The following is a 13444-nucleotide window of genomic DNA, read 5'->3' on the forward strand; positions in this document are numbered from 1 at the left end:
AACGGCAAGCCGCCGTTTTCATCGGACCATTCACCCAGCGAACTACTTATGAACAGACAACAAGCCTTCACCCTGATCGAACTGATGATTGCCGTCGCTATCGTCGGCATTTTGGCGGCTATCGCCATCCCCGCCTACCAGGATAGCGTCATGAAGTCGCATCGAGCCGATGCCAAGGGTGCCCTATTGGGCTTGGCCAGTGCGCTGGAAAAACACTTCACGACCAATAATAGTTACTGCGACGCCGGCGGCAGCGGCGGCGCCGATGCCTGCGGCAGTAGCGCGGTTAACGATACGGGCTCGCCGTCGCCTACCGTGTTCGCTTCGCAAAGTCCGGCGACAGGCACTGCGTATTATCTTCTGACACTCTCGGCCGCTACCGCCACTACTTACACGATACAAGCGGCACCGACAGGCACGCAAGCCAGCGATAAATGCGGGACGTTGATTCTTGATAATCTGAACCAGAAAACCGTATCTGGCGCCACACTGGATGCGGCAACTTGTTGGAATCGCTGATAGGACTCAGGCAAGCCACATCGCATCGCCGTAACTAAAGAAACGATAACGTTGCGTGATCGCATGGCGATAAGCCGCCATTACGTTTTCGTATCCGGCGAAGGCGGAGACCAGCATCAGTAAAGTCGATTCCGGTAAATGAAAGTTGGTTAACATGGCATCGACCGATTTGAAACCGTAACCCGGTGTAATGAATAAATCGGTTTCGCCGACTCCCGCTTGTAGTTCGCCACTGATGCTCGCGGACTCCAAAGCCCGGACTGCGGTAGTCCCTACCGCCACGACCCGCCCACCGCGCGCGCGAGTGTACCGTACCGCCGCCACGCATTCCTTGGTGACCTCGAAAAACTCTTTATGCATCGTATGTTCGCTGAGATTTTCCACCCGCACCGGCCGGAAGGTACCGCTGCCGACATGTAACGTAACAAAGGTGCGTTGAACTCCCTTTTCGGCTAACCTGAGCAAAACTGCTTCGTCGAAATGCAGACCGGCGGTGGGCGCCGCGACGGCACCGGCGCGGCAGGCAAACACCGTTTGGTACCGATCCAAATCGCTTGCGTCGTCGGCCCTATGAATATACGGCGGTAACGGCATATGGCCGATGTCGGCCAACACCTGCAGAACGGTATTTTCGGCTTCCAATCGCAAGCGAAACAAGTCACCCTCGCGATCCACGACTCTGAAGAAAACCCCGTTTTTCAGCAACAACAGTGCGCCGGATTTTGGCGATTTACTCGCTTTGACGTGCGCCAATACCTGCCGTTCGTTTTCGCTGCGCTCGATCAAGATCTCGACGCGGCCGCCGGTTTCCTTTTCAGCAAACAAGCGAGCTGGTATGACCTTGGTATCGTTGAACACCAACAAATCGTCCGGTGTCAGCCGGTCGACGATATTCAGGAATCGAGCATCGCCCAACTCCCCAGTTAACCTATTCAGGCACAACATCCGGCTGGCGCAGCGCTCCGGTAAAGGTTGCTGGGCGATTAAATCGTCGGGCAAGTGGTAGAAAAAGTCGCTTTTTTTCATTCGCAATAATCGATGAACGCCGAAGGCTCGCATAGGAGCGATCGAACTCGGAAAAGATCAAATGTGGGATTTTACACGGGCATCCGGTCTTTCGACCGGCATCGAACGGCGACCTGGTCGCCAAGTACCGCGAAGCTAGTTGGGCAGGGCGCGGATTTCGGCAATAATGGCCCGTAGTTCAGGATCTTCCGCCTGCGTGTCGCTAGTGAATAGACGCAGCAACAAACTATCTTCACAGGCTAAAAGCCGCCAAAAGGCCTGGCGTCGCTCCAAAGGTGCCGAAGAATAAGCAATATCCAAGTAGCGAGTCAGCAGCAAATCCAGTTCCAGCGTACCGCGCCGACACCGCCAACGCAGTTTATCGATTTCGCCCATCTAACGTTCGCGCACTACCAACAGCTTTTTAATTTCGGCAATCGCTTGCGCGGGATTCAAGCCTTTCGGGCAGGTATCCGTGCAATTCATGATGGTGTGGCACCGGTACACCTTAAACGCGTCGTCGAGTTGCGCCAAGCGCTCGGCGTTACTGTCATCGCGGCTGTCCGCCAGCCAACGATAGGCTTGAAGCAGTATCGCGGGCCCGAGGTAGCGATCGCTGTTCCACCAATAGCTCGGGCAACTGGTCGAACAACACGCGCACAATACACACTCGTAAAGGCCGTCGAGCTTAGCCCGTTCGTCGCGGCTTTGCAGCCGTTCGTGATCTACCGGCGCTTCCGCGCTGTTCGTCAACCACGGATTGATCGACGCATATTGCTCGAAGAAATGGGTCATATCGGCCACTAAATCCTTGACCACGGCCATGTGCGGCAGAGGAAAAATCTTGATCGTGCCCGAATATTCCGCAATCGCCTTGGTACAGGCTAGCGTATTTCGGCCGTTGATATTCATCGCGCAAGAACCGCAGACCCCTTCCCGACAAGAGCGGCGAAATGCCAGTGTCGAGTCGATTTCGTTCTTGATTTTCAAGATGGCATCCAGCACCATCGGTCCGCAATGGTCCATGTCGATTTCATAACGATCGATACGCGGATTATCCCCGCTGTCCGGGTCCCAGCGATAAATTTCGAATACTCGGACATGCGTCGCGCCCGGCGCGGAAAAGTGTTTGCCAGGCATCGGCTGGGAATTTTTCGGCAGCGCAAACTCGACCATTAATAGACCCTCTCTTTCGGCGCGACGACTTCGACTTCGTCGGTTAGCGTGTACAGATGCACCGGCCGATAATCGATTTTGACCCGATTGTTCTCTCGCCAAGTCAACGTGTGTTTCAACCAGTTTTCATCGTCCCGTCGCGGATAGTCTTCCCGCGCATGACCGCCGCGACTTTCGTGGCGGTTCCCCGCGGCGTTCATCGTCACCTGAGCTTGTCCTAATAAATTGTCGAGCTCCAGGGTTTCGACCAGATCGGTATTCCAGATCAATGAACGATCGGCAAGCTTGACGTCCGCGAACGACTCGGAAATATCCGCCATTGCCGCGATGCCCTCATCGAGCGTGGACTGGGTGCGAAACACCGCCGCCTTGGATTGCATCGTGGTTTGCATGTCCATGCGGATTTCCGCCGTCGTCCGGCTACCATTACCATGGCGAATTCGATCGAATCGGGCCAGGGCAATGTCGCAGGCGTCTTTCGCCAGCGGCTTCAGCGGCATACCCGATTTGATCAATTCGGTGCAGCGGATGGCCGCCGCCCGGCCGAACACCACCAAGTCCAACAGCGAGTTGGAACCCAGGCGATTGGCGCCGTGCACCGATACGCAAGCGGTCTCGCCGATAGCCATCAAACCGGGAACAACGTAATCCGGGTCGCCATCCTTCAATGTCACGACTTCGGCTCGATAATTGGTCGGAATGCCGCCCATGTTGTAATGTACCGTCGGTAACACCGGAATCGGCTGCTTGGTCACATCCACTCCGGCAAATATCCGGGAAAGCTCGGCGATGCCGGGCAAACGCTCGTGGACGACGGCCGGATCGAGGTGCTCCAGATGAAGATGAACGTGGTCTTTTTTCGGTCCTATCCCGCGACCGGCATTGATTTCTACGGTGATCGCCCGGCTGACCACATCGCGCGAGGCCAAATCGTGTGCGTGCGGCGCGTAACGCGGCATGAAGCGTTCGCCTTCCGAGTTGGTCAAATAACCGCCCTCGCCGCGCGCGCCTTCTGTAATCAAGCAACCGGCGCCGTATATGCCGGTCGGGTGAAACTGAACGAACTCCATATCCTGTAGCGGCAATCCGGCTCTTAGCACCATGCCGTTGCCGTCGCCAGTCACAGTGTGCGCGGAGGTACACGAAAAGTAAGCCCGACCGTAGCCGCCGGTGGCCACTACTGTTTGATGACCGCGAAACAGATGAATCGTACCGTCGTCCAGACACCAAGCCAATACGCCGCGACATTCGCCGTCTTCCATAATCAAATCCAGCGCAATGTATTCGACGAAGAATTCCGCCTTGTGCTTCAATGCTTGCTGATACAAGGTATGCAAGATCGCGTGGCCGGTGACATCGGCGGCCGCGCAAGTGCGTTGCGCTTGGCCCTTGCCATAATTGACCGACATACCGCCGAACGCCCGTTGGTAAATCTTGCCGTCGGCGGTCCGGGAGAACGGTACGCCGTAACGTTCCAATTCGATGACCGCCGGTATCGCTTCCCGGCACATGTACTCGATCGCATCTTGATCGCCTAACCAATCCGAGCCCTTCACGGTATCGTACATGTGGAAGCGCCAATCATCCTCGCCCATATTGCCGAGCGCGGCACTAATACCGCCCTGCGCGGCCACGGTATGGCTGCGCGTCGGAAACACTTTCGTGATGCATGCCGTCTTCAAGCCTTTTTCGACCATGCCGAATGTCGCCCTCAAACCGGCTCCGCCGGCGCCCACCACGACCACGTCGTGTTGATGCTCGATAATTTCGTAAGCCGCAGCCATTAATCAGTTTCCCGTCCAAATCATGGCCATCGCAGCCAAAGCCAACAATCCCAAAATCCCGAATACCGCATGGACAGCGCCGATCGCGGTTCGGCGCAACTTCGGATTCGACACGTAATCTTCCAACACCACCTGTATGCCCAGCGCGGCATGGTATACCGTCAGAAGCACCCAGAGCGACACTGCCAACCCATTGAGCGGTTGTAACAACCAAGCTTTGGTTTCGGCGTGCGATGCGTGCGGTAACTTGTCGAACCAGAGCAATAACCAAACCGTCAAAGGTATCAGCAACAGCGCGGTCAGGCGTTGATGCAACCAGTGGCGAACCGGATGCCCTTTTGCCGCCGAGCCGGCGGCACCGTTCCTTAGAGACTGATCCATGCGGTACTCGTCAAATTAATAAATAAAAGTGATTAAAAACAGCAAGACAGCGACACCTAGTTCGATAACCGCATAACGCGTCAAAGCTGCTTTCTCAAAGGTTTTTCCGATATCCCATATCAAATGCCGAATTCCGTGGCACAGGTGAAAATATAGCGCGAAAATAATGCCCCAATAAGCCAACCGCGATGGCGGCCAAGCCAAGCACGCTTGAAAACTGGAGTATTGTTCAGGTCCGGCCGCAATCGCAAATAAGGCTATGACCGCGAACAGCAACGCACCCGACAACAACACGCCAGTAATTCGATGCGTGATCGAAATCAAACCTGTAATAGGCAAACGGTAAACTTGCAAATGCGGCGACAAGGGCCGGTTATGAACTGCCATGATTGACCTCGTTAAGCTTGGCGTATCGGTTAAAAATCCACGCAACGGCCCTTGCGTTCCCAATCGCCATAGCGAGTCGGCTCCGGGCCTTTAGGACCGCCGATTTCCCGTCGTTCGCCTTGTTTCTCGGGCGGCGTAAGTATTTCGATGAACCGCTCAGTCGAATTACGTCGCGGGGACTCCGGCTTATCCGTTGCAGACATGGGTATCACCTGATCGTTGGCCTTTAGGCAGGAAATCGCGACGGGCGGGGCCTATATAGAGCTGTCGTGGTCGACCAATCGGTGGCGCCGGCTCTTCCATCATCTCCAGCCAATGGGCAACCCAGCCGGCCGTCCTAGCAATTGCAAACATCACGGTAAACATATCGACCGGGATGTTCAAGGCTTTATAAATAATGCCCGAATAGAAATCCACATTGGGATAAAGCTTTTTCTCGATAAAATAATCGTCGTTCAATGCCTGCTCTTCTAGGGCCAAGGCCAAATCGAACAGCGGATCGGATTTTTGGGTACGCGCCAGTACGTCGTGACAGGTCTTGCGAATAATCGTCGCGCGCGGGTCGAAATTCTTATAGACCCGATGCCCGAACCCCATTAAACGGAAGGGATCGTCATGATCCTTGGCCTTGGCGATGAATTTTGGAACGTTATCAGCGCTGCCGATTTGTGCCAACATAGTGAGTACCGCTTCGTTCGCGCCACCGTGAGCCGGTCCCCAGAGCGCCGCGATACCGGCCGCGATGCACGCATAAGGATTGGCGCCGGTGCTGCCGGCCAGTCGTACCGTCGAGGTACTGGCGTTCTGCTCGTGGTCGGCATGCAAGATAAATAGTAAATTCAGGGCCTTGACCAAATACGGGTCGATGTAATGGTCTTGGTCGATGTAGTTTTGCGAAGAACGCGAAAACATCATGTTCAAAAAGTTCTCGCAGTAGCTCAGGTCGATACGAGGATAAACAAAGGGACGCCCCACCGAGTGGCGATAAGACGCCGCTGCAATAGTCGGCATTTTGCCGATTAATCTAGCCGCGCAAACCTTGCGGTGCGTCGAATCCTTGATATTCAACTCGCTGTGGTAAAACGCCGACAACGATCCCACCACGCCGACCAACATCGACATCGGATGCGCGTCATAATGAAAACCGTCGAAAAATTTGCGGAGAGACTCGTGGATTATGGCTCTATCGCTGATCTCTTCGTTAAAATCGCGAAGCTCCGTCTGATTCGGTAATTCACCGTTCATCAGTAGATAAGCGACTTCGGTGAATTCGCAGTGTTCGGCCAACTGCTCTATCGGATAGCCGCGATATAACAAAATACCGTTTTCGCCGTCGATATAGGTGATTTTGCTCTTGCAACTGGACGTCGCGATAAACCCGGGATCATAGGTAAAACAGCCCAAGTCTCGCGGTAATGCGCGAATATCGACCGAATCCGCACCCATCGTCCCCCGCAACAATGGATACTCCACTTCCCTTCCGGTGCCGGTATGTCTGACCAGCAAAGTGTCGTTTGCCATGGTTTCCTCAGTTTTCGATCGCGAAAGTTGACGGATTGGTTCGGATTATCACACAGGCAAGCGAATCGTCCAAACCTTTGCGACATGAGCAAGGATAATGAATGTAGCCGGCGACAAGCTCGCACATTCAAGGATTCTCAGGACAGACGCGCCGGCTCCCGATTCGAAATCGAAGAATGAAATTCGATCGGATTGGCGATTATGTCGCGAGCCGGATCCAGTCGCTTGTAAAAGCCTACAAAACCCGGTAAAAACCGCTATCCTAACGCTAGCCAAGCACAGCCACGGCCGTGTCAACCGCAGCCGTTTAGCAAAAATCCCAACCTCTTGCCTTCCGGACAGGACACCATGAATCCGCAATATAGTTATTCATTCAATTCAGGCGACGGTAAAAACAAAGCACTGCTGGGCGGTAAAGGCGCCAACCTTTGCGAAATGACCCAATTAGGCCTCAACGTGCCGCCAGGATTCGTCATTACCACCCAAACCTGCCTGTTGTACCTTGAAAACAAGCTATTGCCGGCCGGTTTGTTGGACGAAGTCCGCGAACAGATTGCCGACATCGAACGGGCAACCGGCAAAACCTTCGGTGGCGCCAGCGAACCCCTGCTGGTTTCGGTACGCTCCGGCTCGGCGATTTCGATGCCGGGTATGATGGACACTATCCTGAACCTTGGTTTGAACAAGCAAACCTTGACCGGCTTGATCGAAATGACCGACGATCCGCGCTTCGCTTACGACGCCTACCGCCGCTTCATTCAATTGTTCGGTAAAGTTGCGCAGGGGATTGAGGACGAAAAATTCGACTCGCATTTCAACGAAGTCAAGCGCGCGGCCGGTATCAAGGCCGATGTAGCGCTGAATAGCGAACAACTGCAGGAAATCAGCAACCGTTTTCTGAAAGTTGTCCACGAGGAGACCGGCAAACCGTTTCCGGAAGACGTTTACGAACAACTGGAAATTGCGATTAAAGCGGTCTTCAATTCGTGGCTCGGCAAGCGCGCCGTCGACTATCGTAGGGAATTTCACATCACGCCAGACGTCGCCAACGGAACCGCGGTCAACATTGTAACCATGGTCTTCGGCAACATGGGCGACGACTGCGCGACCGGCGTCGGTTTTACGCGAAATCCCGGTACCGGCGCCAATGAAATGTACGGCGAATATCTGGTCAACGCACAGGGCGAAGACGTGGTTGCCGGTATCCGCACGCCCAAGCCGGTGCAGGAAATGGCGCAGGAAATGCCGGAACAATATCGGCAGCTGGTAGAACTGCGCAACAAGCTGGAAGCCCACTATCATGAAGTCCAGGATTACGAATACACGATAGAGCGCGGCGTGCTGTATTGCTTGCAAACCCGCAACGGCAAAATGAACGCGGCGGCGATGGTGAAAAGTTCGATCGATATGGTCAAGGAAGGCTTGATCGGCAAGGAACGCGCCCTGCTTCGCATCAATCCCGAACTTTTGGAACAACTGCTGCTGCCGCAACTAGCGCGAAACCACCACAATCAGCCGATCGCCCAAGGTCTGCCGGCCTCGCCAGGTGCCGCCTGCGGCAAATGCGTGTTCGATGCCGACACGGCTGTGCGGTTGGGCAAGACCGGCGAAGAACTGATTCTGGTTAGAGAGGAAACCAAGCCGGAAGACATTCATGGCTTTTTCGCCGCTCAAGGGGTCCTCACCAGTCGCGGCGGCAAAACCTCGCACGCGGCGGTGGTCGCCAGAGGCATGGGCAAGGCTTGCGTGGCCGGCGCCGAGGACATCAAGGTCGATGTCCGGTCTCGCATCGCGATGGTCGGAGACATCTTAATCAAGGAAGGCGACTTGATCACGATAGACGGGAGCAACGGCAACATCTATCTCGGTCGAATCCCGACCATTCCGCCTTCATTCTCCGAGGAATTGAAAACCTTATTAAGCTGGGCCGATAGCATTGCCAAGTTACGGGTACATGCCAACGTAGACACCCCGGAAACGGCACGTCTGGCCGCCAGTTACGGTGCCAAGGGCGTCGGCCTATGCCGTACCGAACGTATGTTCAACGCCGCCGATCGCCTGCCGCTGGTCGTCGATATGATTCTGGCCCAAAACACCGAGGAAAGGGAGGCGGCACTCGCTAAGTTGTTTCCCATTCAGCGCGACGACTTCCAGCAACTGTTCGAAGCCATGTCGCCGCACCCGGTCACGGTTCGCCTACTCGATCCGCCGATGCACGAATTTCTGCCCAACGAGCATCAACTGCTGGACGAAATTGACGCCTTGAAACATTACCTGACGATTATTAAGGGTCAACGCGTCACGCTGGAAACCTTGGCCAAACCGCATGAATTACCCGCACCGTTCAACCGCCTCAACGAAGAAGTGGTGATTGACGCGTTGGCCAAAAAGCAGATGATGCTGAACAAAGTACTGGAGCTTTACGAAGTTAACCCCATGCTCGGCCACCGTGGCGTTAGGTTGGGCATGAGTTATCCGGAAATTTATCGGATGCAAATTCGCTCCATTCTGGAAGCCGCCGCGCGTTGCGTCAAACAAAAGACTCCGGTGGAGCCGGAAATCATGGTCCCGCAGGTCATTACCGCTCAGGAACTGATCAAGGTCAGACAGTATGTCGACGAAATTCAAGCGGAGGTGGAAAGTCAATACAAACTCAAGCTCAACTTCAAATTCGGCACGATGATCGAAACGGTCCGGGCCTGCACCCGAGCCGACAGACTGGCCACGACGGCGGCTTTCTTTTCGTTCGGCACCAACGACCTGACCCAAGCCACATTCTCGTTTTCGCGGGAAGACGCCGAGAACAAATTTCTGCCCTTGTACGAAGAATCCGGGTTACTGCAAGACAATCCGTTCGAAACGTTGGATGTGGAAGGGGTCGGCCGATTGATGAAAATGGCCGTGGAATTGGGCCGCAAACAACGGCCGGATTTGAAGATCGGCATCTGCGGCGAACATGGCGGACATCCGCGTTCGATCCGCTTTTGCCATGACATCGGCTTGAACTACGTCTCTTGCTCGGCACCGCGGATACCGATCGCTCGCTTAGCGGCCGCCCACGCCAAATTGTTGGAAGAGGCCGCCGGTTAGCAAGCGCTCGATCGGCTCGTGCCCGCCGATCCGTTAGCGTCCGACGCGATTACGTCCCGAGGCCTTGGCGTTGTACAAGGCCTGATCGGCGGCGTGCAACAACTGCTCGAACTCCTGATGTTCGCGAGGCACTATCGTCGAAACACCCAAGCTAATCGTCACGAACTCCGATATCTTTGAATTGGGGTGAGGCAAACGCATGTTTTCGATGGCCTTTCTCAGAATTTCCGCCAATGCCAGAATTTGATTGGCGTCGCAGGCGGCCACAACGCAAAACTCCTCGCCACCGTAACGGGCGATCAAATCGCCGGGCCGGCGAAAAAAACGCTTCAAGGTCCGCGCGACTTGGCGTAAACATTGATCGCCTTCGGGATGCCCAAGGCTGTCGTTGTAGGCTTTGAAGTAATCGATATCGATCATGATCATCGAAATCGGATATTGATGCCGCATCGCCCGTTTCCATTCCCGCTTGACGAAGGCATCGTAATATCGGCGATTGGGCAATAGTGTTAACGAATCCAAATAGGCCAATTGCAATCGGCTTTTCGCTTTGTCCAAGCGTTTACTGAGTCGAACTTGCGCGAGGTAGGACAACAGCAACACGATAACGCCAACGCTGGCGATAATCCCATGCGTGACGCCTAATTGGCGTAGACGCTCGCTGATAAACGCATCGATACTCGCTACCGGGATACTGACGCTGATCGCGCCGCCGCCATCATCGTCCAGGCCTGCGCAAGTCAAACAATTTTCAGCCGCCGGCAGCGGCGCGATATACCGATAGTAAGGCTGATTATCCAGTACCGCGATTCCCCTGACGCTGGTCTCGCCGTTTCTAAAGGCCAGCAAGGCGCGCAATTCCCACTCGTCGGCCTTGTTATCCGCCGACGAGGGCCGGATGCTGGCGACATGAAAACGAATCACGGTCTTGCTCTTGGCGGCATCCGCCAATTCACGGGCCATTTGGGTGGGGCCTATCCAGGCCAGACGGCGGCCGTCCTTGGTTTCCACGAACGACGAGGCGGTACTGTCCGCCCGAATTTGGCCGTCGTCAACGGCGTACACCCCGCCATGAGAACTGTTCCATTGCCGAATCAACACAATGTGATCGAAAAACATTGCCGCCTGGCGGATAGCGATGTCCTCGGCATAACGCTTCGTATCCTTAAGCTGCTGGTAGTAGCTGAGGCTGATCAGCATCATCCACAAGACTGCATAAACCAGGAACGTGATCCTTCTCATTAATTGATTGCCTCGAAATTACTACCTGTGTAATCGTGAAAGTTCTTCGGGTGCCTGCCAAACAACCATACTATGGAGACATGGCGAATGCCAGCAAAAGCTGCCGCGATTCGGCCGAATTGAATTAGGCGAATGATGCTGGCACTATAACGGAATACTCGTAGCAAATGAATGAAACCTTTCACCCTTTACCGATGACCGACTTCGATCCAGATCATGCGCCGGAACCTGAGCACGATCACAATCTTTGCATTCGCAATGCCATCAGTGTAGCCGAACAACTTTGCTTGTCACGCGGCGTGCAACTGACACCCATACGCCACAAAGTCCTGGAACTGATCTGGAACAGCCACAAAGCCGTCAAAGCGTACGACCTGCTCGACCAACTTCGACCGGTCAACGACGCCGCCAAGCCGTCTACCGTCTACCGAGCTTTGGATTTTCTGTTGGAACAAGGATTGATCCATCGGGTGGAAAGCCTTAACGCATTCGTTGGCTGCCACCGTTCCGGCACCCAGCACGATCAGTTGCTATTGATCTGCACCGCGTGTCACACCGTCGAAGAACGCGGCGCGCCGAGCGTGATCCAGTCGTTGAGCGAGGAATTGCAAACCGCCGGGTTTTCTCCCCAACGCAAGACTATCGAGATTCATGGACTGTGTCGCAGTTGTCGCCCGCAATGAGTCACGTTTTGGTAAAACCCAGCAAACATTGACCCAGATCAACGTCAATCTTCGGAAAATCGATACGATACAACCCATGTCACACGCTTTCCTACCGTTGACATGATCCTCTTGAAAGATAGATGCCTGGGCGGGAGCCTCAAAACTCCCGCCCTTTTTTATGCGCCGATCCTGCATCGAGCGCTTATCTTTTATAATCCCGGCTTGACTCCAATCCGACCGGTACCATGTTTTCCGATAGTCACCGCCAAATTCTCGATCAAGCCAACTTAAACTTTAGCGCCGACCAATTGGCCCGCGTTACTGAGCTACTCGCCAACCAAGCATTGATCAATGCCGCCGGCGACGAAGATTTAATCGCCGCGCTTGAGGTCGCCAACGCCCTCTACCGCGCGGGCGCCCCCATCGTCAGCGACGCCGACTACGATTTCGTGTATCTAAACGAGTTAAAGCGACGCCAACCCGAGCATCCCCTGCTTCACGAAGTCGAGCCTGAACCGGTATTCGCCGGCAAGACCGTCGATTTGCCGGTGGTGATGCTGTCCACCGACAAGGCTTACAGCCGCGAAGACATCGAACGCTGGGCGGCACGGATAGAGAAAGCCGCCGCCGATATCGGCGAGGACTTTCGCGCGCTGACCTTCAAGGTGACACCCAAATTGGACGGCTACGCCGCCTACGACGACGGACAATTGCTGTATACACGGGGTGACGGCCGCAAGGGTCAGGACATCACCCGGGTGTTCGAGCGCGGCTTGCAAGTTGCCGGGCAAGGCGCGCGCGGCCTGGGTGCCGGCGAAATCGTCGTCGGCCGCCGCTATTTCGACGAGAATCTGGCTCAACACTTCGATAACCCCCGGAACTTTCAAGCCAGCGTCATCAAGGAAAAAGAACTTGAGGAACATGCTTTAAAAGCCATCGCCGACCACGCGGCGGTGTTTTTTCCGTTTGCCTTGCTGCCTCATTGGTCCGGTCCGTGGAGCGAACTGATCGCCGATTTCGAAGCTATCGTTCAGGACATCTGGCATAAAGTCGATTACGACGTCGACGGCGTGATTCTGGAAATCACCGACGAGCCACTCAAGCAATACCTCGGCGCGACCCGCCATCATCACCGCTGGCAGATCGCCTACAAGGAAAACTTGGCGACAGCCAACGTCAAAGTCGTGAGCGTAACGCCGCAAACCTCGCGTTCCGGGCGTATCACGCCGGTTGCCGAGCTGGAACCAACCCGCCTGAGCGGCGCCCTGCTCTCCCGCGCCACGGCCCACCACTACAAAATGGTGGTCGATAAAGGTATAGGTCCCGGCGCTTTGATTCGCTTGGCCCGCTCCGGCGAAGTCATCCCCAAAATTGAAGAAGTCCTGGAACCCGCCGAACCCGAAGTGCCGGCACACTGCCCCAGTTGCGGGCACGAGCTGATTTGGGATAACGATTATCTGATCTGCCCCAACAATTTGGCTTGCCCGGCCCAAATCAGCAACAGCATGGAACATTTTTTCCGGGTGCTGAAAAACAATGACGGCTTCGGCGCAGCGACGATCAAAAAGCTTTACGAGTACGGCATCCGCCGCGTTGACGAAATCTACGCGCTGACCGCCGAACAATTCGAAAGCATGGGCTTCGGCCCCAAACAATCGCAAAATCTGGTCGAGC

The 13444-nt window shown here is 55.1% G+C and carries 13 protein-coding genes; 4 read left to right on the plus strand and 9 right to left on the minus strand.

Features of this window, described 5'->3' with window-relative positions; genetic code table 11:
* The first annotated feature begins 48 nt into the window (after positions 1 to 48).
* Positions 49 to 519 carry a type IV pilin protein gene (locus A1355_RS07570; protein WP_064026621.1) on the plus strand — a complete coding sequence of 157 codons (471 nt, stop codon included), beginning with the start codon at positions 49 to 51 and terminating at the stop codon, positions 517 to 519.
* A 6-nt stretch (positions 520 to 525) separates the two neighbouring features.
* Here the strand turns inward: A1355_RS07570 and queA are convergent, their stop codons facing one another.
* The 8 genes from queA to A1355_RS07605 form a co-directional block, all read right to left on the minus strand.
* Positions 526 to 1545 (minus strand): tRNA preQ1(34) S-adenosylmethionine ribosyltransferase-isomerase QueA, encoded by a 1020-nt coding sequence (queA, locus tag A1355_RS07575; protein ID WP_064026650.1) that lies wholly within the window; start codon positions 1543 to 1545, stop codon positions 526 to 528.
* A gap of 135 nt (positions 1546 to 1680) precedes the next feature.
* A complete protein-coding gene (locus A1355_RS07580; protein WP_064026623.1) occupies positions 1681 to 1920 on the minus strand; it encodes a succinate dehydrogenase assembly factor 2 in 240 nt (79 codons plus the stop codon).
* Positions 1921 to 2700: a succinate dehydrogenase iron-sulfur subunit gene (locus A1355_RS07585; RefSeq protein WP_064026625.1), complete on the minus strand. Its 780-nt coding sequence runs from the start codon at positions 2698 to 2700 to the stop codon at positions 1921 to 1923.
* Positions 2700 to 4484, minus strand: a complete 1785-nt coding sequence (gene sdhA / locus A1355_RS07590; RefSeq protein ID WP_064026627.1) for a succinate dehydrogenase flavoprotein subunit — start codon at positions 4482 to 4484, stop codon at positions 2700 to 2702. The genes A1355_RS07585 and sdhA overlap by 1 nt, the downstream gene beginning before the upstream one ends.
* Positions 4485 to 4487: 3 nt before the next feature.
* Positions 4488 to 4865, minus strand: coding sequence for a succinate dehydrogenase, hydrophobic membrane anchor protein (gene sdhD / locus A1355_RS07595; RefSeq protein ID WP_064026629.1), 378 nt, complete (start codon positions 4863 to 4865; stop codon positions 4488 to 4490).
* A gap of 15 nt (positions 4866 to 4880) precedes the next feature.
* Complete coding sequence (sdhC, locus tag A1355_RS07600; RefSeq protein ID WP_064026631.1) at positions 4881 to 5252, minus strand: succinate dehydrogenase, cytochrome b556 subunit; 372 nt, start codon at positions 5250 to 5252, stop codon at positions 4881 to 4883.
* Positions 5253 to 5281: 29 nt separating this feature from the next.
* Positions 5282 to 5455: a DUF1674 domain-containing protein gene (locus A1355_RS26050; protein ID WP_231883597.1), complete on the minus strand. Its 174-nt coding sequence runs from the start codon at positions 5453 to 5455 to the stop codon at positions 5282 to 5284.
* Complete coding sequence (locus tag A1355_RS07605) at positions 5439 to 6773, minus strand: citrate synthase (protein ID WP_064026633.1); 1335 nt, start codon at positions 6771 to 6773, stop codon at positions 5439 to 5441. The genes A1355_RS26050 and A1355_RS07605 overlap by 17 nt, the downstream gene beginning before the upstream one ends.
* Before the next feature lie 348 nt (positions 6774 to 7121).
* Here A1355_RS07605 and ppdK point away from each other — a divergent pair, with 348 nt between their 5' ends.
* Positions 7122 to 9863, plus strand: a complete 2742-nt coding sequence (ppdK, locus tag A1355_RS07610; RefSeq protein WP_064026635.1) for a pyruvate, phosphate dikinase — start codon at positions 7122 to 7124, stop codon at positions 9861 to 9863.
* A 33-nt stretch (positions 9864 to 9896) separates the two neighbouring features.
* On the opposite strand, the gene A1355_RS07615 is transcribed toward ppdK, so the two are convergent.
* On the minus strand, positions 9897 to 11105 hold the full coding sequence (locus A1355_RS07615) for a diguanylate cyclase (protein WP_064026637.1): 1209 nt from the start codon (positions 11103 to 11105) through the stop codon (positions 9897 to 9899).
* A gap of 194 nt (positions 11106 to 11299) precedes the next feature.
* On the opposite strand from A1355_RS07615, the gene A1355_RS07620 reads away from it, so the two are divergent.
* Both A1355_RS07620 and A1355_RS07625 read left to right on the plus strand, forming a co-directional pair.
* On the plus strand, positions 11300 to 11788 hold the full coding sequence (locus A1355_RS07620; RefSeq protein WP_064026639.1) for a transcriptional repressor: 489 nt from the start codon (positions 11300 to 11302) through the stop codon (positions 11786 to 11788).
* A gap of 227 nt (positions 11789 to 12015) precedes the next feature.
* Positions 12016 to 13444 (plus strand): DNA ligase (locus A1355_RS07625; RefSeq protein WP_064026642.1); only part of this gene is annotated, 1429 nt, incomplete at its 3' end.

Source organism: Methylomonas koyamae (assembly GCF_001644025.1).
Taxonomy (GTDB): Bacteria; Pseudomonadota; Gammaproteobacteria; order Methylococcales; family Methylomonadaceae; genus Methylomonas; species Methylomonas koyamae_A.

Excerpts from the sequence above, each read along its gene's own strand:
- A1355_RS07615 (WP_064026637.1), bottom strand. The coding sequence starts at position 11,105 with ATGAGAAGGATCACGTTCCTGGTTTATGCAGTCTTGTGGATGATGCTG.
- A1355_RS07585 (WP_064026625.1), bottom strand. The coding sequence starts at position 2,700 with ATGGTCGAGTTTGCGCTGCCGAAAAATTCCCAGCCGATGCCTGGCAAA.
- A1355_RS07580 (WP_064026623.1), bottom strand. The coding sequence starts at position 1,920 with ATGGGCGAAATCGATAAACTGCGTTGGCGGTGTCGGCGCGGTACGCTG.
- A1355_RS07620 (WP_064026639.1), top strand. The coding sequence starts at position 11,300 with ATGACCGACTTCGATCCAGATCATGCGCCGGAACCTGAGCACGATCAC.
- sdhD (WP_064026629.1), bottom strand. The coding sequence starts at position 4,865 with ATGGATCAGTCTCTAAGGAACGGTGCCGCCGGCTCGGCGGCAAAAGGG.
- sdhC (WP_064026631.1), bottom strand. The coding sequence starts at position 5,252 with ATGGCAGTTCATAACCGGCCCTTGTCGCCGCATTTGCAAGTTTACCGT.
- A1355_RS07570 (WP_064026621.1), top strand. The coding sequence starts at position 49 with ATGAACAGACAACAAGCCTTCACCCTGATCGAACTGATGATTGCCGTC.
- A1355_RS26050 (WP_231883597.1), bottom strand. The coding sequence starts at position 5,455 with ATGTCTGCAACGGATAAGCCGGAGTCCCCGCGACGTAATTCGACTGAG.
- queA (WP_064026650.1), bottom strand. The coding sequence starts at position 1,545 with ATGAAAAAAAGCGACTTTTTCTACCACTTGCCCGACGATTTAATCGCC.
- A1355_RS07605 (WP_064026633.1), bottom strand. The coding sequence starts at position 6,773 with ATGGCAAACGACACTTTGCTGGTCAGACATACCGGCACCGGAAGGGAA.
- ppdK (WP_064026635.1), top strand. The coding sequence starts at position 7,122 with ATGAATCCGCAATATAGTTATTCATTCAATTCAGGCGACGGTAAAAAC.
- sdhA (WP_064026627.1), bottom strand. The coding sequence starts at position 4,484 with ATGGCTGCGGCTTACGAAATTATCGAGCATCAACACGACGTGGTCGTG.